The organism is Spongisporangium articulatum (assembly GCF_044465595.1).
Taxonomy (GTDB): domain Bacteria; phylum Actinomycetota; class Actinomycetes; order Actinomycetales; family Kineosporiaceae; genus Spongisporangium; species Spongisporangium articulatum.
This window is the reverse complement of the sequence record NZ_JBITLV010000002.1, coordinates 403,356-423,837: the sequence shown is the minus strand read 5'-3', so window position 1 is coordinate 423,837 and position 20,482 is coordinate 403,356. Positions and strand designations below refer to the sequence as shown.

Genomic DNA, 20,482 nt, shown 5'->3' with positions numbered 1-20,482 from the left:
CCTCGGGGGGTGACCTCCCCGACCCCGGCGCGTCCCCAGGACTTGGCGCCCGAGCTGAGCGTCGTCGTCCCCATGTACGACGAACAGGACGTCGTCGAACTCTTCGTCGCGCGGCTGCGGCCGGTGCTGGACGACCTCGGGCGCACCTACGAGGTGCTGGTGGTGGACGACGGGAGCCGGGACACGACGCCGGCGCTGCTGGAGAAGGCCCGCCGGGACTGGGCCCAGCTGCGCGTCGTCCGGCTGCGGGTCAACGCGGGGCATCAGGCCGCCCTGTCCGCCGGGCTGATGCGGGCCCGAGGCCGGTGGGTCGCCAGCATCGACGCCGACCTGCAGGACCCGCCCGAGACGCTGGCCGCGATGCTCGCGGCGGCCGAGGAGACGTCGTCCGACGTGGTCTACGGGGTCCGGTCCGACCGCAGCACCGACTCCTTCTTCAAGCGCGGGACGGCGCGGGCCTACTACCGCGTGATGCGCCGGTTGGTCGGGGGGCACGTCCCGGCCGACGCGGGTGACTTCCGGCTGATGAGCCGGGCCACCGTCGACGCGATCAACCGGCTGCCGGAGGCCAACCGCGTGCTGCGGCTGGCCATCCCGGCGCTCGGCTTTCCGAGCACGACCGTGGGCTACGTCCGGGCCGAACGGGCGGCCGGGACGACGAAGTACCCGCTGTCGAAGATGCTGCGGCTGTCCGTCGACAGCCTGACCGGGTTCAGCGTGGCGCCCCTGCGGCTGGCCACCTGGTTCGGGCTCGGTGGGGCGGCGGCGACGGCGCTGATGCTGGTGTTCGCGTTCATCGCGTTCCTGACCGACCACACCGTGCCCGGCTGGACGTCGACGTTCGTGGCCGTGGCCGCCGTCGGGGCCGTGCAGCTGCTGTGCCTGGGGCTGCTCGGCGAGTACGTGGGGCGGCTCTACACCCAACTGCAGGGTCGTCCGACGTACCACATCGCCTACGACTCGGCGGACGACGACAGCTGACCGGCGCCCCATGGGCACGGTGTGACACAACGACCACCTGGTGAGCACGGTGTGGCACCGTGCCCACCGGTGGCCCGCTCGTCCTGTCGTCCACACCCTCGCCGATGGCCGCCTTTCCACAGGTTTCGGCCGCCGGACCCGAGTGAGGCCTGGGGGCGCGGCAGCATCCCGACATGGCCAGACGAGGATTCGACGCCGACCGGCTGCACGGAGCCGTCGTGGACGCGGAGCGAGTGGTCACGCATGCCGCCCTACGGGAGCTGGGTCTCTCGCCGTCGGGCATCACCCGGCGCATCTCACCGACCGGGCCCTGGCAGCGACTGCTCCCCGGGGTCGTTCTGGCCCACCGAGGAACACCCACCCGGCGGGAACTGATCCTCGGGGCTCTCGCCTACGCCGGCGAGGGCGCCGTCGTGACCGGGCCCGACGCGATTCGGGCGGCCGGTGGTCGGCTCACACTGCCGTCGACGATCCATCTCCTGACGCCGGTCGAACGCCAACGGTCGTTGTTCGGGTTCGCCCGCATCGAGCGCAGCAGGCGACTGCCGCCCGCCGTCCTCCGGCGGGGAGTTCCCCTGGCGCCGCCGGCCCGGGCCACGATCGACTCGAGCCGGTTCGCGGAGAAGCTCGACGACGTTCGCGGCCTGATCGCGGCGGTGGTGCAGGAGCGCCTCTGCGGGATCGTGGAACTGGGCGAGGAGCTGAGGGCTGCGCCGCGTCAACGCACGGCCGGAGGTCGCAGCGTGGTGGCCGAGGTCTCCGACGGCGTTCGTTCGGTGGCTGAGGCCAAGGCCCGGGAGGCGCTCGCGGCGCACGGCGTGACACCACCCTGGTGGAACGCGACCCTGCTGAGGCCGGACGGCAGCGCGTTCCTCACTCCGGACGCCTTCTGGGTCGAGTCGTGCGCTGCGCTGGAGATCGATTCACGCGCCTGGCACCTGCGCCCCGCCGACTGGCATCGAACCCGACGGCGCCAGCGGACCCTGACCGTCAGGGGCATCCCCGTGATCTCGTTCGCGCCCGTCGAGGTCATCGAGACACCCGACGAGTTCGCGGCCGAGACGGCGGCCTTCCTGAGGACCGTGGGGCGCCGATCCCTACCTACGGGGTGGACGGTGCGACGCGCGGCGTGACCTGGTCACGGCACCGTCGACGGTGGGCACGGTGTGACACGGCAACCACCCGGTGAGCACTGTGTGACACCGTGCCCACGGGGGTCGGGCCTGGCGGGTCAGGGGCGCGTGCAGCGGACCAGCAGACTCACGCCGGGGAGGTTCTTCACCGGCAGGTACCGCTCGGCGGCCACGATCGTGTGCAGGCCGAAGTTCACGACACCGGGCAGGTGGTCGAGGTCCGAGCCGGTCGACGAGCGGCGGCGCAGGGCCACGACCGGGCGCAGCAGCACGTTCCAGCTCTGCATCGGGCCCAGCTCGAACCCGGCGCCGGTCAGCAGCTCGGTCAGCGTCTGACGGGTGTAGCGACGCACATGTCCGACGGCGTCGTCGTGCGCCGACCACAGTCGTGGGTCCGCGGGCACCGCGACCAGGAAGTGCCCGCCGGGCCTCAGCGCCTCGAAAACGCCCGTGGCCGCGGCCTTGTCGTCGTCCAGGTGCTCCAGCACGTCGAACGCCACCACGAGGTCCAGCGACCCGGGGGCCAGGGGCAGCCGGGTCGCATCGGCGCGCAGCACGGGCAGGCCCCGCTCGGCGCACACGCCCGCGCCCTCCTCGCCGAACTCCAGCGCGGCCGCCGTCCAGCCGTGGGCCCGCAGCACCCGGGTGTTCCCGCCCCCGGCGGCCCCGACGTCCAGGGCCTTCCCCGGGGTCAGGTCGGCGATCGATCGGGCCAGCAGGCGGCGCCGCTCGCGGTACCACCAGTGGCGGTCCTCCAGCTCGGTGAGCTTGCGGACCTCGGTCGCTTCCATGCTGCGTGAACTCCCGTGACGGCCGGTTCGGACACGTCAGACTACCGGGGCCGCACCTGGCCGTCCCCCGAGACGATCCACTTGGTCGAGGTGAGCTCGGCCAGGCCCATCGGCCCCCGGGCGTGCAGCTTCTGGGTGGAGATACCGACCTCGGCGCCCAGCCCGAACTGGGCGCCGTCCGTGAAGGCGGTCGAGGCGTTGACCATGACCACGGCCGAGTCGACCTCGGCGGTGAACCGGTCGGCGGCCCGCAGGTCCGTGGTGCAGATCGCCTCGGTGTGACCGCTGGACCAGCGCCGGACATGGTCGATCGCGCCGTCCAGGTCGTCGACGACGCCCACGGCCAGCTCCAGCGCGAGGTACTCGGCGGCCCAGTCCTCGTCCGTCGCGGGCTCGGTGGCCACGCCCGCGGACGCGGCGAGCGCCGCCGCCCGGTCGTCGACGTGCAGCCGGACGCCGGCCTCGGCGAGTGCGGGCAGGGCCAGCGGCAGGAACTCGGCGGCCGCCGCGGCATGGACGAGCAGGGTCTCGGCGGCGTTGCAGACGCTGGTCCGGCGGGTCTTGGCGTTCAGGGTGACCGCCAGGGCCTGGGCCAGGTCGGCGCTCGCGTCGACGTACACGTGGCAGTTGCCCGTGCCTGTCTCGATCACCGGCACGGTGGCGTTCTCGACCACGGTGCGGATCAGCCCCGCTCCCCCCCGCGGGATCAGCAGGTCGACGAGGCCACGGGCCCGCATCAGGGTCTGGACGCCGTCCCGCCCCCAGGCGTCGATCGTCTGGACGGCGTCGGCGGGCAGCCCGACCGACTCCAGCCCGGCGCGGATCACCTCGACCAGGACGGCGTTGCTCTCCAGCGCCGCGGACCCACCGCGCAGCACGGCGGCGTTGCCGCTCTTGAGGGCCAGGGCCGACGCGTCCACCGTGACGTTGGGCCGGGCCTCGTAGACCATCCCGATGACGCCCATCGGCACCCGGACCTGGCGCAGCCGCAGCCCGTTCGGCAGGGTCGACCCGCGGACCACCTCGCCGACCGGGTCGGGCAGGGCGGCGACGTCGCGCACGGCCGCGGCGATGGCGGCGACCCGGTCGGCATCCAGCGCGAGCCGGTCCAGCAGGTTCGGCGGAAGCCCTTCGGCGCGCCCACGTTCCAGGTCGCGCCCGTTGGCGGCGACGATCGCCTCGCCTGCCGCCACGAGGCCGTCGGCGATCGCGTGCAGGGCCCGGTCCTTGTCGCTGCGGGCGGCCAGGGCGAGGGCGCGGGAGGCCTCGCGGGCGCGGCGGCAGACCTCGAGGACGGCCTCGGTCGAGCTGCCGGTCGAGGTGGGCGTGTCGATCTCGGTGGTGCTCATGGCACCCAGGCTAACCCGCGGGAGTTCAGGCGAGCTGGGCGTAGTCGTCGAACGGGACGATCTCGCCGAGGGCCACCACACGCGGGTGCTCACCGGCCACCCACTGGCTGCGGGCCGCGCCGCGGTCGACCACGCTCAGGCCGTACAGCGTCCAGCCGGGCAGGACGTCCTCGACGTCCTCATCGCCCCACAGTTCCAGCGCCTGGCGGGTGGTCTCGGCGACCGTGTCACCCTCGTCCCAGTAGCGGATCTCGGCGTGGTGCTCGTCGTAGCGGGTGGAGACCAGGAAGGCGCGGGTCTCGTTCAGCAGCCCCAGCCCGTAACGCACCCGGTCGAGGGCCAGGACGCCGCCGCTGAGGGTCACGGTGACCAGCCACAGCGGGCGGACGCCGGCCTCCAGCGGGCCGTCACCGAGAGGCTCGGTCTCCAACCCGTGGCGTTCCAAGTGCTTTCGACGCACGCACGACGTCGGTGCCTGCGGCACCGCGTCATCGGAAGCGTCGACCATGGGTACATCTGACCAGACGTTGCCCCCCGCGTCTTGATAATCAGCAGCGAACCGCCGAAATCACAGCCTGCTCCCGTGAAACACCCAGCCCTGCCGTCACCCGCCCGGCCCAACCGCCGTTCGCGCCTGGAGCAGGACGAGGTCGTCCCGGTGCACGAGTTCGCGCGAGTACCCCTCGCCGAGTTCCCGGGCCAGGTCGCGGGTGGAGCGCCCGAGCAGGGCCGGGACCTCCTTCGCGTCGAAGTTCACCAGCCCCCGCGCCACGGCCCGGCCGGCCGGGTCGAGCAGGTCGACGGCGTCCCCGGCGGTGAACTTGCCGTCCACCCGGGTCACTCCGGCGGGCAGCAGCGACATCCGGCGCTGCACCACGGCCGCCACGGCGCCGTCGTCCAGCCAGAGCTTCCCGGCCGCGCGGGCCGCGTGCGCGAGCCAGAGCAGGCGCGACGCCTGGCGCGAGCCGCGGGCGGCGAACCAGGTGCCGACCGGTTCGCCGGCCAGCCCGGCCTCGACCTGGTCGGTCGAGGTCAGCAGGGTCGGGATGCCGGCCGTGGCCGCGATCGAGGCGGCCTCGACCTTGGTCACCATGCCCCCGGTGCCGACGGCGCTGCCGACCTTGCCGATGTTCACGTCGGCCAGGTCGGCGGGCCCGGACACCCGCTCGATCCGCCGGACGCCCGGCTGCGACGGCGGCCCGGTGTACAGCGCATCGACGTCGGACAGCAGCACGAGCGCGTCGGCCCGGACGAGGTGCGCGACGAGCGCGGCCAGCCGGTCGTTGTCGCCGAACCGGATCTCGTCGGTGGCCACCGTGTCGTTCTCGTTCACCACCGGCACCACGCCGAGGTCGAGCAACCGGGTCAGGGTGCGCCGCGCGTTGGCGTAGTGCGAGCGCCGGATGACGTCGTCGGCGGTCAGCAGCACCTGCCCGGCGGTGAGCCCGTGCTGCGCGAAAGCCGTTGTGTACTGCGCCATCAGAAGGCCCTGGCCGACCGAGGCGGCCGCCTGCTGGGTGGCCAGGTCCTTGGGGCGGATCGTCAGCGCCAGCGGCAGGAGTCCCGCGGCGATCGCGCCGGAGGACACCAGGACCACCTCCCGCCCCTGCCCACGGCTGCCGGCCAACGCGTCGACGACGGCCTGCACCCGCTGGTGGTCGATGTCCCCACCGGCGGCCCGGGTCAGCGACGACGAGCCGACCTTGACCACGATCCGCTGGGCCTGGAGCAACCAGCCCCGCTCGGACCGGTCGCCCAGGGGCGTCACGCCTCGTCCTCGGCGGTCCAGTGACCGGCGCGACGCTCCTCGTCCAGCTCGGCGCGGGCCTCGCGGCGGGCGACCCGGCGCGACTCGTACTCCTCGCGCTTCTCGTCGCGGGTGGGCCGGTGGGTCTCGTCGAGCCGGATGTCGGTGCCGCGCGGGCTGGCCGCGCTCGCGGCGGCCGTCAGCGTGGGTTCCCAGTCGAAGACGACGTCCCCGACGACGACCTCGGCCCCGGCGACCGCCCCGGCGGCCACGAGCGCCTCCTCGACGCCGAGCCGCGCCAGCCGGTCGGCGAGGAAGCCGACGGCCTCGTCGTTGGTGAAGTCGGTCTGCCGGACCCAGCGCTCGGGCTTGGCCCCGGTGATCTTGAAAAACTCCTGGCCGTCCCCGCCGCGCTGCACCGTGACGTCGAACCCGGCGTCGTCCACGGCCTTCGGCCGGATGATGACCCGCGGGGCGACCACGGTCTCGGCGGCCGCCCGGGCCTCGGCGACGATGCGCGCCATCGCGAACGCCAGCTCGCGCAGGCCCTCGTGGCTGGCGCTGGACACCTCGAAGACCTGCAGGCCCCGGGCCTCCAGGTCGGGCCGGACCAGTTCGGCCAACTCGCGCGCCTCGGGCACGTCGACCTTGTGCAGGACGACGAGCCGCGGCCGGTCGGTCAGGGGCAGGGTGCCCTCGTCGACCGGGTAGGCGGCCAGCTCGGCCTCGATCACGTCGAGGTCGCTGAGCGGGTCACGGCCGGGTTCGAGGGTCGCGCAGTCGAGCACGTGCACGAGCGCGGCGCAGCGTTCGACGTGCCGCAGGAACTCCAGGCCCAGGCCCTTGCCCTGGCTGGCACCGGGGATCAGGCCCGGGACGTCGGCCACGGTGAACCGGACGTCGCCCGCCTCCACCACGCCCAGGTTCGGCACCAGCGTGGTGAACGGGTAGTCGGCGATCTTCGGGCGCGCCGCGCTGACGGCCGCGATCAGGCTGGACTTGCCGGCGCTCGGGTAGCCGATCAGCCCGACGTCCGCGACGGTCTTCAGCTCCAGCACGACGTCGCCGGACCAACCGGCCTCTCCGAGCAGCGCGAACCCGGGCGCCTTGCGGCGGGTCGAGGCCAGCGCCGCGTTGCCGAGGCCGCCCTTGCCGCCGGCGGCGACCACGAACCGGGTTCCGGCGCCCACCAGGTCGGCCAGCACCTCGCCGTCCGGCCCCTTCACCACGGTGCCGTCCGGCACCGGCAGCTCGAGGGTCTCGCCCTGGGCGCCGTTGCGGTTGCTGCCCTGCCCGGCCTTGCCGGAGCTCGCGACCCGGTGCGGCGAGTGGTGGTAGGCCAGCAGGGTCGTCGTCTGCTGGTCGACGACCAGGACGACGTCGCCGCCGTCCCCGCCGTTGCCGCCGTCGGGCCCGCCCAGCGGCTTGAACTTCTCCCGGTGCACGGAGGCGCAACCGTTACCGCCGCTACCGGCTGCCACGTGCAGCGTCACCCGGTCCACGAACGTGACCACGGCCCTACCCTCTTCCTGAACACAGAGAAGGGCGGGCCGGAAACCGGCCCGCCCTCTCGGAATGCTTGCTTCTCGCCCGGGTCGGCCCTTACTCGGCCGGGACGACGATGTCGATGACGCGACGACCGCGCCGGGTGCCGAACTGCACGGCACCGGCGGTGAGCGCGAACAGGGTGTCGTCCTTGCCGCGACCCACGTTCTCGCCCGGGTGGAAGTGCGTGCCCCGCTGGCGGACGATGATCTCGCCGGACTTCACGACCTGGCCGCCGAACCGCTTCACGCCGAGCCGCTGCGCGTTGGAGTCCCGGCCGTTGCGGCTGGAACTGGCGCCCTTCTTGTGTGCCATCTCGCTACGCCCTTACTTCTGGATGCTGGTGACGCGGATGCGGGTCAGCTGCTGCCGGTGGCCCTGGCGCTTCTTGTACCCGGTCTTGTTCTTGAACTTCTGGATCACGATCTTCGGGCCCTTGGCGGCCTCGACGATCTCCGCCTTGACGGTGGCCTTGGCCAGCACGTCGGCCGCGGAGGTCACGGTGTCGCCGTCGACCAGCAGCAGCGGGACGAGGTCGATGCTGGCGCCCGGCTCACCGGCGACCTTGTCGACGATCAGCACGTCTCCTACGGAGACCTTCTCCTGGCGCCCGCCGGCGCGGACGATCGCGTACACGTGAAATCACTCTCCGACTTATGCTCGTGAGGTGCTGCCCAGGCGCGCGCCAACTGCGCGCGCGGCGCACCGCCGTCCAGAGTACGGATCGGCCGGGGGCAGGGTCAAACCGGCCCACCGGCCCCGGCGGCAGACCAGTAGGCTGGCGAGCGTGCCGCACGGGTAGCGGGCCGTCTTCACGCCTGCTCCGGGAGCCCATGATGTCCGATTTCACCGTCCGGCCCTTCGCCCGTCCCGACCGCGACGGGTTGACCGCCCTCGTCAACGCCCACGTGGCGGCCGTCGTCCCCGGCGCCTCCGTCTCGACGGCCACCCTCCTCGCCCAGCTGGAACGCGAGCCGCGCGAACCGGTCGAGGACCCGTGGGTGGTCGACCGGGCGACGCTGGTGGTCGAGGCGGACCGGCGCCTGGTCGGGGCCGCGCACCTGCAGCGGTTCAGTCCGGACGACGCCGCCCCGGCCGGGTTGCGAGGCGTCGGCGCGATCCGATGGCTGGTCTTCGAGCCCGGGGGTCCGGACGCCGGGCGCGGCCTCCTCGAGGCCTGCGTGCGGGTGGCCCGGGCCTGGGGTTCGCGGGTGGTCGGCGCCGACGGGACGCTGCCGGTCCCGGGCGTGTACGGGGTGCCCGAGCAGTGGCCGCACGTCCTGGACGCGCTGCGCGACGCCGGGTTCGCCTCGGACGGCCGGGTCGAGACGGTCTGGCTGGCCCCGGTTTCCGTCCTCCCGGAACCCGGCCCCGCTCCCCTGCCGGGCCTGAGCGCGGTCCGGGCGGTCGGCGTCCAGGGGGTGCGGTTCTCGGCCGTCCTCGTCGGCCGGACGATCGGGTTCGTCGAGCTGGACACCACGCTGGACGCCGGGTCACAGCGCCCGCGCAACGGCGGGCTGGCCGACATCGGCAACCTCTGGGTCGAGGCGGGGTTCCGGCGCCGGGGCGTGGCCCGGTGGCTGCTCGGCACCGGCGCTGAGTGGTTACGGCTGGGCGAGGTGGGTCGACTGCTCGCCTACACGCTGCCGCCGGAGCATGGCGGGGACGACGCCGAGCCGCCCTTCCTGAGCGGGTGCGGCTTCCGGCCCCTCACGAGGACGGTCCGCGATCTCACCCTCTAGTTCGTGATCATGCAGAAAGTCCCCCTGACGTGAGCACGCCTCTCGGGGCGCGTCCACGAAGGGGGACTTTCTGCATGATCACGAACGCTAGTTGTTCTTGCCGCGACGGCCTCCCCCGCCGCCGCCGTCCTGCTTCTTCTCGACCGGTTCGTCGTGCAGGATCAGGCCCCGCCCGCCGCAGTGCTCGCAGGTCTCGCTGAACACCTCGACCAGGCCCTGGCCGACGCGCTTGCGGGTCATCTGGACCAGGCCGAGCGAGGTCACCTCGGCGACCTGGTGACGGGTCCGGTCGCGGCCCAGGCACTCCAGCAGGCGGCGCAGCACCAGGTCGCGGTTCGACTCCAGCACCATGTCGATGAAGTCGACGACGATGATCCCGCCGATGTCGCGCAGCCGCAGCTGGCGCACGACCTCCTCGGCGGCCTCCAGGTTGTTCTTGGTGACCGTCTCCTCGAGGTTGCCCCCGGAGCCGGTGAACTTCCCGGTGTTCACGTCGATGACCGTCATGGCCTCGGTGCGGTCGATGACCAGCGACCCGCCCGACGGCAGCCAGACCTTGCGCTCCAGGCCCTTGTGCAGCTGCTCGTCGATGCGGTGGGCGGCGAACACGTCGCCCTCACCGTCCCAGCGCTGCAGCCGGTCGACCAGGTCCGGCGCGACGTGACCGATGTAGCCCTGCAGCGTGTCCCAGGCCTCGTCGCCGGAGATGATCAGCTGCTTGAAGTCCTCGTTGAAGATGTCGCGGACCACCCGGATCGCCAGGTCCGGCTCGCCGTAGAGCAGGCTCGGCGCGCTGGCCGTGGTGGCCTTCTTCTCGATGTCGTCCCACTGCGCCTGCAGCCGGGCGACGTCGCGCTCCAGCTCGACGTCGGAGGCGCCCTCGGCGGCCGTCCGGACGATCACGCCCGCGTGCTCGGGCACGACGGCCTTCAGGACCTTCTTCAGGCGGGCCCGCTCGTTCTCGGGCAGTTTGCGGCTGATGCCGGTCATCGAGCCCTCGGGCACGTAGACCAGGTAGCGGCCGGGCATCGAGATCTGGCTGGTCAGCCGGGCGCCCTTGTGGCCGATCGGGTCCTTCGTGACCTGCACCAGCACGGACTCGCCGGCCTTCAGCGCGTTCTCGATCCGCCGCGGCTGGCCGTCGAGTCCGGCCTGGTCCCAGTTGACCTCGCCGGCGTACAGGACGGCGTTACGGCCCTTGCCGATGTCGACGAACGCGGCCTCCATGCTCGGGAGCACGTTCTGCACCCGGCCGAGGTAGACGTTGCCGACCATCGACGACTGGGTGCGCCGGGCGACGTAGTGCTCGACCAGCACGTTGTCCTCGAGGACGCCGATCTGGGTGCGGCCCTCGCGCTCGCGCACGACCATCACCCGCTCGACGCTCTCGCGCCGGGCCAGGAACTCGGCCTCGCTGATCACCTGGCGGCGGCGGCCGGCCTCGCGGCCCTCGCGGCGGCGCTGCTTCTTCGCCTCCAGCCGGGTCGAACCCTTGATGCCGGTGGCCTCGTCGTCGCCCCCGCCGCGGCGGCTCTCGCGCACCCGGGTGACGGTGTTCGGCGGGTCGTCGGGGCTGCCCTCGTCGCCACCACCGTTGCCGCGGCGCCGGCGGCGACGACGGCGACGGCTGCTGCCGGACCCCTCGGACGCCTCGGCCTCGTCGGCCGCCTCGGCACCCTCCTCGGACTCGGACCCCTCGGACGCCTCGGCGCCGTCCTCCGACTCGCCCTCGCCGCGACCCCGACCGCGACGGCCACGGCCCCCGCGGCGACGGCGGCGGCGGGGCGAACCGTCGGCGGCCTCGTCGGTCTCGTCGGCGTCCTCGGCCTCCTCGCCGTCGGCCTCGGTCTCGACGTCGGTCTCCTCGAGTTCCTCGGCGAGTTCGTCGTCCTGCGCGGCGTCGAACTCCTCCTCGTCCTCGGGGTTGGCCGGCTCGACCCCGACCGGGACCGGCGGACCGGCGGGCCGGCTGGCGGCGCGGCGCGGACGGCGGGCGGTCGGCTCGGGAGCCTGGAACAGCAGGGCGGTGGCGGCGGGCACGACCTTGACCGGCTCGGCGTCCTCGGCCTGCTCGGGCTCGGCGGCTCCGGTGGGCTCGGCCTCGGCGGCGGGCGCGGCGGCGGGCGCGGTGGTGGGCGCGCTGGCCTTGCGCCGCGACCGGCGGGCGGGCTTGCGCTCCTCGGCCACCGCCTCGCCGGGCGTGTCGCCCAGCTCGTCCGTGGGGACGACGGGAGCTTCGGCCGCGTCGTCGCCCTCACCCTCGGCGCGGGGCGCCGGACGGGGGGTGGTGCGCTTGCGCGGGCTGCGGGTGCGCTTGGCGGGGGCCTCGGAGTTCTCGGCCCCGGAGTTCTCGGCCCCGGTGTTCTCGGCCCCGGAGTTCTCGGTGGTCCCGGACGCCTCGGCACCCTGAGCGGCGGCCACCTCGTCGGGGGCCGGCGGCAACGCGATGTCGTCGAGGGCCGGGACGGTCTTCGCGGCGCGCGTGGCGCGGCGGCGGGCCGGCTTCTTCGGCTCCTCGGCGGAGGGCTCGCCGGGCGGGTCGACCGCGGGCGGCAGGCCCGGGACGTTCAGCTCCACGGCGGAGGGGATGGTTGAGGCGCCTTCGGCCTCGTGGGACTCGTGATCGGACGTCACGGGTACTCCCGTTCAGCCCCGGGCTCCGGTCACACCACGCCGGGCCGCTCGGGGCGGTTTCAGTCGCGACACCCGGTCGGGGGCCGCGGAAGCCAGGTCGGTACGCCAGGACCGCGCCGTTCCGGGGTGACCGGGCGGCGGCGGAGGTCAGGCGCCGACGGTGCCCTTCTCGGCAGCCAGTGGATCCGCCACCGAACCGGTTCCCTCGACCAGCGGCCCCTGCGCCAGGCGCGTCACGACAGGTGGTGACGGAGGCGCGAAGTCGGCCACCGCGAGGAGCGCGGCTAGGACATCGTCGGGTCGAACGGCTGGTGTGCTGTGCCGGACGACCGCTTGAAGTATCGCACACGGAGGCCTGGAACTTGATGCCTCGTCCGACTCGAGCGTCTCGGTCAGCTGCAGGAGCGCACCGCGCGCGTCGAAGGCGCGGCGGCCGTTCTTGGTCATCCGCTCGACCTGCACCTCGCCGGCGGCCAGCAGGGTGGTGACCGCGCGGGTCAGGTTCGGGTCGGCCACCGGGACGCCGGGGAGTTCGATCCGCCACACGCTCGCCTCGAGCCGGTCGGCGAGGGAGCCGGGCCCCGCCTCGACGCACTCCAGCACGTCCAGACCCGGTGGTAGGGCCTCGTCCAGCGCGAGGCGCACCGCCTCCGGGTCGCAGCGGCGGGCCAGGGAGATCTCCAGGTACTCGGCCTCGCTGGCCGTGCCCGTCGGGGCCGCGTTGGCGAAGCTGATCTTGGGGTGCGGGTTGAAGCCGGCCGAGTAGGCCATCGGCACGTTCGCCCGGCGCAGGGCGCGCTCCAGGGACCGCTGGAAGTCCCGGTGGCTGGAGAACCGCAGCCGTCCGCGCTTGGCGTGGCGCAGCCGCAACTTCTGCACCGGGGGTGGCGGCGGCGGTCCGTCAGGGGTGCGTGCCATGGTCGTCACGGTAGTCGTCACCGGCGAGGATCACCTCGCCGGTACAGATCGGGCGGAAGTACCCTTCACCCGGACATTCCACGACGGGGAGGAGACGCGGCCATGACGACGGACGACGAGCCCACCCCTGAACGGGCCGCCTACCCGGACCACGTGGATCTGCAGCGCCAGAGCCTGGAGGCGGCGGACCTGCGGGCCGACGCGGCGGTGCTGCGGGCCTGGTTCGACAGGTTGCCCGTGGGCAGGCGGCTCACCGCCCCGATCCAGCTCGACGAGATCGCCGCCGCCGCGCAGGCCCGGGACCGGGAACGTGCCGAGGCGGCCCGGGAGACTGCGCAGAGTCCGGCCGTGCGCCGGGGCACCGCACCCGAACCGGCCGCCGACGCCCCCGACTCCGGCCTGCGGGACGTGCAGTTCGAGGATCTGTCGGCCCCCACGGGCCCGCCGCCCGCACCGGCGACCCCGCCGAACCGCGAGTTCCTTCCCTTCCTGGCGCTGATCGTGGCGATCGGCCTGGGGGTGCTGCTGTTCCGCCCGACCGGTGGCGCGGCCCCGCAGGCCCGGACCATCGGCGCCACCCCGACGTCGCTGGCCAACCTGGCCGTGCGCGCGGCCACCCCGCCCGTCACGGTCTCGGCGACGACGGTGACCCTGCGCGTGCGGGGAGAGCTGGTCGTCGTCCGGGAACAGCTCGAGCTGACCTACGCCTCCCCCGACGCGGGGTCGGCGGGAGGTCTGCCGCCGGCGGCACTGACGCTGCAGCCGGTGCCGGCCGGTGCGGCGGCGAACCCGTCGGTCGGCGCGCGGCCCAGCGTCCGGGACGTCCGGGTCAGCGTCGGCGGCGTCCGCGCCGAGGCGATCCCGGGGCCGGGTACCTGGGCGGTGCGGCTGCCCACCGACCGGCAGGAGCACCTGCTGACCGTCGACTACGCGCTGGCCGGCGCGATCGGCGCGGGCGACACGTTCGGGCTGGTCGTGCCGCTGGAGGCGGCCGGGGTGCGCCCCACGGCCCCGGTCACCCTGGTGTCCCCGGGCGCCGACGTGATCGGCATGACCTGTCCCTGGCTGGCCGAGTCGCGGTGCAGCCGTCCGGACGGCGTGGGCCGGGTGGCCGTCGTCCCCGCCGGGGCGAACCCGAGCGTGGTGATCGCGGTCGACCGTCCCTGAAGATCGCCCGTAGCGCTCAGAGGCCCGGCGGGCGGGCGCCGATCGTCAACGGCACGAGTTGCCTTCCGGTGGGCCCGATCTGGATCTCCGTGCCCATCTGCGGGCACACGCCGCAGTCGAAGCACGGCGTCCAGCGGCAGTCCTCGACCTCTTCCTCGGACAGCGCGTCCTGCCAGTCCTCCCACAGCCAGTCCTTGTCCAGGCCGGAGTCGAGGTGGTCCCAGGGCAGGACCTCGGTGAAGTCCCGTTCGCGGGTGGTGAACCAGTCGACGTCGACGCCGAACGGCGCGAGCGCCTCGGCCGCGCGGTCCATCCAACGCTCGTAGGAGAAGTGCTCGCTCCAGCCGTCGAACCGGCCGCCGTCCTCCCAGACCGCCCGGATGGCCGCGCCGACCCGCCGGTCGCCGCGGGACAGCAGCCCTTCGACGATGCCGGGTTTGCCGTCGTGGTAACGGAATCCGATCGCGCGGCCGTACTGCTTGTCGTCGCGGATGGCCGCGCGCAGCTTGGCGAGGCGCTCGTCGACGACGTCGGCCGGGGTCTGCCCGACCCACTGGAACGGCGTGTGCGGCTTGGGCACGAACCCGCCGATGCTGACGGTGCAGCGGATGTCCCGCGTCCCGGACACCTCGCGCCCGGTCTTGATCACCCGCTTGGCCAGTTCGGCGATCTGCAGCACGTCGTCGTCGGTCTCGGTGGGCAGGCCGCACATGAAGTAGAGCTTCACCTGCCGCCAGCCGCTGCCGTAGGCCGTGGCCACGGTCCGGACCAGGTCGTCCTCGGTGACCATCTTGTTGATCACCTTGCGGATGCGCTCGCTGCCACCCTCGGGTGCGAAGGTCAGGCCCGAGCGCCGCCCGTTGCGCGAGAGTTCCTGCGCCAGGTCGATGTTGAAGGCGTCGACCCGGGTGCTGGGCAGCGACAGCCCGGTGTTGGTGCCGTCGTAGCGGTCGGCCAGCTGCTTGGTGATCTCGGCGATCTCGGAGTGGTCCGCGGAGCTCAGCGAGAGCAGCCCGACCTCTTCGAAACCGGTTGCGGCCAGGCCCTTCTCGACCATCTTGCCGATGCCCTCGATGGACCGCTCCCGAACGGGACGGGTGATCATGCCCGCCTGGCAGAACCGGCAGCCGCGGGTGCAGCCGCGGAAGATCTCGACGCTCATCCGCTCGTGCACGCTCTCGGCGACCGGCACCAGCGGCTGCTTCGGGTACGGCCACTCGTCGAGGTCCATCACGGTGTGCTTGGCGACCCGCCACGGCACGCCCGGCCGGTTCGGCGCGACCCGCTTGATCCGCCCGTCGGGCAGGTAGTCGACGTCGTAGAACCGGGGCACGTAGACGTTGCCGAGCCGGGCCAGGCGGAACAGGAGTTCTTCGCGCCCGCCGGGGCGCCCGTCGTCCTTCCAGCCCTTGATCACGTCGGTGACCTGGCCGACGGCCTGCTCACCGTCGCCGAGGATCGCGGCGTCGACGAAGTCGGCGATCGGTTCGGGGTTGAAGGCGGCGTGGCCGCCGGCGATCACGACGGGATCGTCGGCGTCCCGGTCGCGGGCCTCGAGCGGGACCCCCGCGAGGTCCAGCGCGGTGAGCAGGTTCGTGTAGCCGAGCTCGGTCGAGAAGCTCACCCCGAGCACGTCGAACGCCTTCACGGGGCGGTGCCCGTCGACCGTGAACTGCGGGACGCCGCGCTCGCGCATCAGGCGTTCCATGTCGGGCCAGACGGCGTAGGTGCGCTCGGCGAGGGCGTCGGGCCGCTCGTTGAGGACTTCGTAGAGGATCATCAGGCCCTGGTTGGGCAGGCCGACCTCGTAGGCGTCCGGGTACATCAGGGCCCAGCGCACCGTGCTGTCGCCGCCGACGTCCCACGGCTTGACCTGCGAGTTCAGCTCACCGCCCACGTACTGGATGGGCTTGGTGACTTCGGCCAGGAGGGGCTCGAGCAGCGGGAAGACGGACTCGGACATGAGCACGAGTCTAAGACGGCGTCACCGGACGGCGATTACGCCCGGAATCAGACGCGGACGTGTCGATTTCCGGGCACGACCGGTCAGAGGCCCGGGAACCAGAGCCCGATCTCGCGCTCGGCGGACTCGGGCGAGTCGGAGCCGTGCACGACGTTCTGCTGGACGGCGGTGCCCCAGTCCCGGCCCAGGTCGCCGCGGATGGAGCCCGGGGCGGCCTTGGTCGGGTCGGTGGCCCCGGCCAGGGTGCGGAACGCGGTGATCACGGACTCGCCCTCGATCACGGCGGCCACGACCGGGCCGGAGCCCATGAACTCGACCAGGTTGTTGTAGAACGGCTTGCCCAGGTGCTCGGCGTAGTGCTCGGCGAGCAGGTCGGCCCCGGCCACCCGCATCTCCAGCGCCACGATCGCGTAGCCCTTGGCCTCGATCCGGCGGAGCACCTCACCCACCTGGGCGTGCCGGACGCCGTCCGGCTTGACGATCACCAGGGTCCGCTCCGCTGCCATCTCGCCCGTTCTCCCTCACCCAGTCCTGTTTCCACCGCGATGTCACGCGCAGCGGTCAGCGTACTGGTCCCACCGGGCCCTTCCGGCCCCCGGAGTCACCCGACCGGCCCGATCCGGACGGCCCGGAGGGTCAAGAGCGACGGGCGGGCGGTCGAAGCGTGGGGCATGCAACGCGACGGCGACCACCCCACGCTCACCCTGGCGCTGGCCAGCGTGGCCGGGGCCCGCATGGACGGCGACCGCCTGGGCCTGCTGGCGAAGGTGATCCCGATGCCGCGGCGGGGCGACGCCGACGTGCTCTACCCGGCCTTCCCGGTCGAACCGGACCCCGACCTCGACCCGGACCCCGCCGCCTGACCGGTCGTGATCATGCACAAACGGAGCATCTAGCCCGTGATCATGCGCAAACGCATGATGCGTTTGCGCATGATCACCGCGAAAAGTCTGCGTTTGCGCATGATCACGGGGCTAGGAGCGGCGGTCGTACACGGCGATCAGCTGCTCGCCGCGGGCCAGCAGCTCGAACCCGCCCCCGCCGTCCGGCCGGTACAGGGCCGCCACCTCGGTGAGATACCCGTCGGCGGCCTGCACGACGTCCGCCTCGAACCACAGCCAGGTGTCCGGCGCGACGGCCTCGACGTCGCCGGTGACCGCCACCGACCAGCGCACCGTGCTGGCGGGCGCCGGGCCGGTGAGCATCGGCAGCACGGCCGGCGGCCAGGCGTCGAGCAGCGACACGACGGCGGCGAGCCCGGCGGCGGGCGTCCGGTGCCGGCACCACCCCCGGATGCGGGTGCCCGACGGCCCGGACCCGGTGAACGGGAACGCCTCCCCGCACCACTGGTACCGGACGTTCTGCGTGAACACCGGCGTGACCCCGTCGAGGTAGGGCAGTTCCACCCCCTGCGCGGCCGGGTCACCGTCGCCGGGCAGGTCGGTGGGCTCGGCCCGGACGACGACCGCCGAGTCCCGCGCCGCCGCCCCCACGACGTGGACCCGGGTTCCGAGCTCGCCGGTCTGCGCGCTGCGCAGCGACACGGACAGCTGGGTCGCCGACCGCCCCGCCCCCAGCTCCTCCACCGTGACCTCGACCGGGCCGGTCAGCGGCGCGACGAAGGCGACGTCCAGCGAGCGGATCGGCCGGTCAGGGCCGCACACCCGGGCCGCGACGTCGGCGGCCAGGGCCGCGACCAGCCCGCCGAACGCCGTCCGGCCCTGCGTCCAGTCCGGCGGCAGGTCGGCGGTCCAGCGGAGGTCCCCGGCGGGTGCGAGGGCGGACGCATCCTGGAAGTCGGTCACGCCTCGTCCCTCTCGGCGGCGAGCCGGGCGTCGATCTCGGCCACCTCACGTTCCAGCCGGTTCCCGATCACCAGCGCCGCCACCCAGATCAGTGCGAACAGGCCGCCCACGAAATACATCATGTGCACCCAGTAGCCGGTGCCGATCACCACGACCTGCAGCACCGAGCCGACCCCGTAGCCCCAGGGGTTGCGCAGCAGGCCCGACGCGACGAGGCAGAGGATCGCGACCCAGCTGAACAGCAGGAGCGCCTGCCCGTGGCTGAGGCTCGACAGGTCCTTGGCGACCAGGCCGCCGAAGAACACCGCGAAGGCCTCGAAGCAGAGCGTCGAGGCGGCCAGAACCCGTTTAGGCGCGCGCATCCGTTCATCCTGCCGGGTGGCGGGCGCGCGGCGCAGGCCGGGTCTGCCTACAGTGCGCTCGATGACAACGACGGACAACGCCGCAGCCACGCGGGCCGGGATGTGGGCGACGTACGCCGCCTTCATCCTGACCGGGTTCGTGTTCGCCAGCTGGGCCTCCCGCATCCCGCAGGTCCGCGACAGGCTGGGCCTCTCCCCCGCCGAGGTCGGCTTCGTGCTGCTGGCCATCGCGTTCGGCTCGCTGATCGCGCTGCCCCTGTCGGGTGGGCTGGTGCACCGGTTCGGCTCGCGGCGCACGGTCGCGACCCTGGCCGTGGGCGACGGGATGGCCGTGGCGGTAGTCGCGGTCGGCTACCGGTTCGGGGTCGTGCCCGTGGTGCTGGGCCTGGCGATGTTCGGCTTCTGCCAGGGCGGGTGGGACGTCGCGATGAACGTGCAGGGCGCCGAGGTGGAGCGGCGCCTCGGCCGCGCGATCATGCCGCGGTTCCACGCCGGGTTCAGCGTCGGCACCGTCGCCGGGGCGCTGCTCGGCTCGGCGGCCGTCGCGACGGACGTCTCGGTGACCACCCACCTGCTGGTGGTGGCCGCGGTGGTGGCGCTCGTCGTCCCCTGGGCCGTGCGGGGTTTCGTGCCCGACGGGCACGAGGAGCACGAGGGGGACGACGCCGGGCCGGTCGGCTCGTCGCGCACCCTGCGCGCGTGGCGGGAACCGCGCACCCTGTTGGTCGGGCTGTTCGTGCTGACGTTCGCCTTCGCGGAGGGCACGGGCAACGACTGGGTCGGGCTGGCGATGATCGACGGGTACGGCGTCGAGGCGGCGCTCGGAACCCTCGTGTTCGCAGGCTTTCTCGCCGCGATGACCGCCGGGCGCTGGTTCGGGCCGGGGCTGCTCGACCGGTACGGGCGGGTGCCGGTGTGCCGGGCGATGGCCGCCGTGTCGCTCGTCGGGGTGCTGCTGTTCGTGTGGGGCGGGATGACGGAGGTCGCGTTCGCGGGTGCGCTGCTGTGGGGATTCGGCCTGTCGCTGGGGTTCCCGGTCGGGATGAGCGCGGCCGCCGACGAATCGGGCATGGCCCCGGCCCGCGTGAGTGTCGTCGCCTCGCTGGGCTACTGCGCGTTCCTCGCCGGCCCACCACTGGTCGGGTTCCTCGGCGAGGCCTTCACCGTCCTGTCAGCCATGACCGCGGTCGCCGTGGCCCTGCTGCTGGGCACCCTGCTCAGCTCGTCGGTGCGCCCCCTCTAGTCGCTCATGCTCCCGATATGCACATTTAGGACGCGAAATCGGCCTGTTGGATGTGCATATCGGGAGCATGAGCGACTAGGGGGCCGTGGATCACTGGGAACTGAAGGCGGCGTCGAAGGCGGCGGACGGCGGGTCGAAGGCCAGGCGGCGGACGAACTCCAGCGCCTCGGGAGCCCCGACCAGGCGGTCCATCCCGGCGTCCTCCCACTCCACGGAGATCGGGCCGTCGTAGCCGATCGTGTTGAGCATCCGGAAGCACGCCTCCCACGGGACGTCACCGTGGCCGGTGGACACGAAGTCCCACCCGCGGCGCGGGTCGGCCCAGGCCAGGTGCGAGCCCATCCGGCCGTTGCGCCCGTTGCCGGTCTGGCGCTTGGCGTCCTTGCAGTCGACGTGGTAGATCCGGTCCTTGAAGTCCCAGAGGAAGCCGACCGGGTCGAGGTCCTGCCAGACGAAATGGCTCGGGTCCCAGTTCAATCCGAACGCCGGGCGGTGACCGATCGCCTCGAGGGTGCGGACCGTCGTCCAGTAGTCGTAGGCGATCTCGCTCGGGTGCACCTCGTGGGCGAACCGGACGCCGACCTCGTCGAAGACGTCGAGGATCGGGTTCCACCGGTCGGCGAAGTCCTGGTAGCCCGCCTCCAGCATGGACTCCGGGACCGGCGGGAACATGGCCACGGTCTTCCAGATGCTCGACCCGGTGAACCCGACGACGACGTCCACCCCCAACGCCCGGGCGGCCCGCGCCGTCCACTTCAGCTCCTCCGCAGCCCGCTTTCGCACGCCCTCGGGGTCGCCGTCGCCCCAGACCCGGTCGCTCAGCATGCCGCGGTGCCGCTCGTCGATCGGGTCGTCACAGACGGCCTGGCCGCTCAGGTGGTTGGAGATCGCCCAGACCTTGAGCCCGTACTGCTCGAGCAGGTCGAGACGGCCCCGCGCGTAGTCGGCGTCCTGCGCGGCCCGGACGACGTCGAGATGGTCGCCCCAGCAGGCGACCTCGAGGCCCTCGTAGCCCCAGCCGGAGGCCAGCCGGCAGACCTCCTCGAACGGCAGGTCCGCCCACTGGCCGGTGAACAGGGTGATCGGTCGGGTCATGGTTCCT

The 20,482-nt window shown here is 73.1% G+C and carries 20 protein-coding genes; 6 read left to right on the top strand and 14 right to left on the bottom strand.

Translation table 11 applies throughout. From position 1 onward, the window contains the following. Positions 1-9 precede the first annotated feature (9 nt). Together ACIB24_RS08135 and ACIB24_RS08130 are read left to right on the top strand one after the other, a co-directional pair. A complete protein-coding gene (locus ACIB24_RS08135) occupies positions 10-981 on the top strand; it encodes a glycosyltransferase family 2 protein (RefSeq protein WP_398277874.1) in 972 nt (323 codons plus the stop codon). A 173-nt stretch (positions 982-1,154) separates the two neighbouring features. Further along, positions 1,155-2,114 (top strand): hypothetical protein, encoded by a 960-nt coding sequence (locus ACIB24_RS08130; RefSeq protein WP_398277871.1) that lies wholly within the window; start codon positions 1,155-1,157, stop codon positions 2,112-2,114. A gap of 98 nt (positions 2,115-2,212) precedes the next feature. On the opposite strand, the gene ACIB24_RS08125 is transcribed toward ACIB24_RS08130, so the two are convergent. The 7 genes from ACIB24_RS08125 to rplU all read right to left on the bottom strand — a co-directional run bounded on the left by ACIB24_RS08125 (position 2,213) and on the right by rplU (position 8,182). Beyond that, on the bottom strand, positions 2,213-2,905 hold the full coding sequence (locus tag ACIB24_RS08125) for a class I SAM-dependent methyltransferase (protein WP_398277868.1): 693 nt from the start codon (positions 2,903-2,905) through the stop codon (positions 2,213-2,215). 41 nt (positions 2,906-2,946) lie between these two features. Then, positions 2,947-4,254: a glutamate-5-semialdehyde dehydrogenase gene (locus ACIB24_RS08120; RefSeq protein WP_398277865.1), complete on the bottom strand. Its 1,308-nt coding sequence runs from the start codon at positions 4,252-4,254 to the stop codon at positions 2,947-2,949. A gap of 25 nt (positions 4,255-4,279) precedes the next feature. Next, on the bottom strand, positions 4,280-4,714 hold the full coding sequence (locus tag ACIB24_RS08115) for a hypothetical protein (RefSeq protein WP_398277862.1): 435 nt from the start codon (positions 4,712-4,714) through the stop codon (positions 4,280-4,282). A gap of 144 nt (positions 4,715-4,858) precedes the next feature. Then, positions 4,859-6,022, bottom strand: coding sequence for a glutamate 5-kinase (proB, locus tag ACIB24_RS08110; RefSeq protein ID WP_398277859.1), 1,164 nt, complete (start codon positions 6,020-6,022; stop codon positions 4,859-4,861). After that, positions 6,019-7,515 (bottom strand): GTPase ObgE, encoded by a 1,497-nt coding sequence (obgE, locus tag ACIB24_RS08105; RefSeq protein ID WP_398277856.1) that lies wholly within the window; start codon positions 7,513-7,515, stop codon positions 6,019-6,021. The genes proB and obgE overlap by 4 nt, the downstream gene beginning before the upstream one ends. A gap of 88 nt (positions 7,516-7,603) precedes the next feature. Then, the gene (rpmA, locus tag ACIB24_RS08100; protein ID WP_398277853.1) at positions 7,604-7,861 is read right to left on the bottom strand and encodes a 50S ribosomal protein L27; all 258 of its coding nucleotides are present in this window, start codon (positions 7,859-7,861) and stop codon (positions 7,604-7,606) included. Positions 7,862-7,873: 12 nt separating this feature from the next. Further along, complete coding sequence (gene rplU / locus ACIB24_RS08095; protein WP_398277850.1) at positions 7,874-8,182, bottom strand: 50S ribosomal protein L21; 309 nt, start codon at positions 8,180-8,182, stop codon at positions 7,874-7,876. A 200-nt stretch (positions 8,183-8,382) separates the two neighbouring features. Between rplU and ACIB24_RS08090 the strand changes: the two genes are divergently transcribed. Continuing rightward, on the top strand, positions 8,383-9,288 hold the full coding sequence (locus ACIB24_RS08090; RefSeq protein ID WP_398277847.1) for an N-acetyltransferase: 906 nt from the start codon (positions 8,383-8,385) through the stop codon (positions 9,286-9,288). Positions 9,289-9,375: 87 nt separating this feature from the next. Here ACIB24_RS08090 and ACIB24_RS08085 read toward each other — a convergent pair whose 3' ends face one another. Together ACIB24_RS08085 and ACIB24_RS08080 are read right to left on the bottom strand one after the other, a co-directional pair. After that, the gene (locus tag ACIB24_RS08085) at positions 9,376-11,922 is read right to left on the bottom strand and encodes an Rne/Rng family ribonuclease (RefSeq protein ID WP_398277845.1); all 2,547 of its coding nucleotides are present in this window, start codon (positions 11,920-11,922) and stop codon (positions 9,376-9,378) included. Positions 11,923-12,069: 147 nt separating this feature from the next. Then, positions 12,070-12,840, bottom strand: coding sequence for a TIGR03936 family radical SAM-associated protein (locus ACIB24_RS08080; RefSeq protein ID WP_398277842.1), 771 nt, complete (start codon positions 12,838-12,840; stop codon positions 12,070-12,072). Positions 12,841-12,942: 102 nt separating this feature from the next. Here ACIB24_RS08080 and ACIB24_RS08075 point away from each other — a divergent pair, with 102 nt between their 5' ends. After that, the gene (locus ACIB24_RS08075; protein WP_398277839.1) at positions 12,943-14,007 is read left to right on the top strand and encodes a hypothetical protein; all 1,065 of its coding nucleotides are present in this window, start codon (positions 12,943-12,945) and stop codon (positions 14,005-14,007) included. Positions 14,008-14,023: 16 nt separating this feature from the next. Here the strand turns inward: ACIB24_RS08075 and ACIB24_RS08070 are convergent, their stop codons facing one another. Both ACIB24_RS08070 and ndk read right to left on the bottom strand, forming a co-directional pair. Further along, positions 14,024-15,970: a TIGR03960 family B12-binding radical SAM protein gene (locus ACIB24_RS08070; RefSeq protein ID WP_398277836.1), complete on the bottom strand. Its 1,947-nt coding sequence runs from the start codon at positions 15,968-15,970 to the stop codon at positions 14,024-14,026. An 83-nt stretch (positions 15,971-16,053) separates the two neighbouring features. Next, on the bottom strand, positions 16,054-16,476 hold the full coding sequence (ndk, locus tag ACIB24_RS08065) for a nucleoside-diphosphate kinase (RefSeq protein ID WP_398277833.1): 423 nt from the start codon (positions 16,474-16,476) through the stop codon (positions 16,054-16,056). Between the two features lie 165 nt (positions 16,477-16,641). Between ndk and ACIB24_RS08060 the strand changes: the two genes are divergently transcribed. After that, positions 16,642-16,833, top strand: coding sequence for a hypothetical protein (locus ACIB24_RS08060; RefSeq protein WP_398277830.1), 192 nt, complete (start codon positions 16,642-16,644; stop codon positions 16,831-16,833). A 111-nt stretch (positions 16,834-16,944) separates the two neighbouring features. Here the strand turns inward: ACIB24_RS08060 and ACIB24_RS08055 are convergent, their stop codons facing one another. Together ACIB24_RS08055 and ACIB24_RS08050 are read right to left on the bottom strand one after the other, a co-directional pair. Then, complete coding sequence (locus tag ACIB24_RS08055; protein WP_398277828.1) at positions 16,945-17,775, bottom strand: acyl-CoA thioesterase; 831 nt, start codon at positions 17,773-17,775, stop codon at positions 16,945-16,947. Continuing rightward, on the bottom strand, positions 17,772-18,137 hold the full coding sequence (locus ACIB24_RS08050; RefSeq protein WP_398277825.1) for a DUF4233 domain-containing protein: 366 nt from the start codon (positions 18,135-18,137) through the stop codon (positions 17,772-17,774). Before ACIB24_RS08050 ends, ACIB24_RS08055 begins: the two co-directional genes overlap by 4 nt. A 61-nt stretch (positions 18,138-18,198) precedes the next feature. Here ACIB24_RS08050 and ACIB24_RS08045 point away from each other — a divergent pair, with 61 nt between their 5' ends. Next, complete coding sequence (locus ACIB24_RS08045; protein ID WP_398277822.1) at positions 18,199-19,380, top strand: MFS transporter; 1,182 nt, start codon at positions 18,199-18,201, stop codon at positions 19,378-19,380. A 90-nt stretch (positions 19,381-19,470) separates the two neighbouring features. Here ACIB24_RS08045 and ACIB24_RS08040 read toward each other — a convergent pair whose 3' ends face one another. Beyond that, on the bottom strand, positions 19,471-20,475 hold the full coding sequence (locus tag ACIB24_RS08040) for a sugar phosphate isomerase/epimerase family protein (protein WP_398277819.1): 1,005 nt from the start codon (positions 20,473-20,475) through the stop codon (positions 19,471-19,473). Positions 20,476-20,482 lie beyond the last annotated feature (7 nt).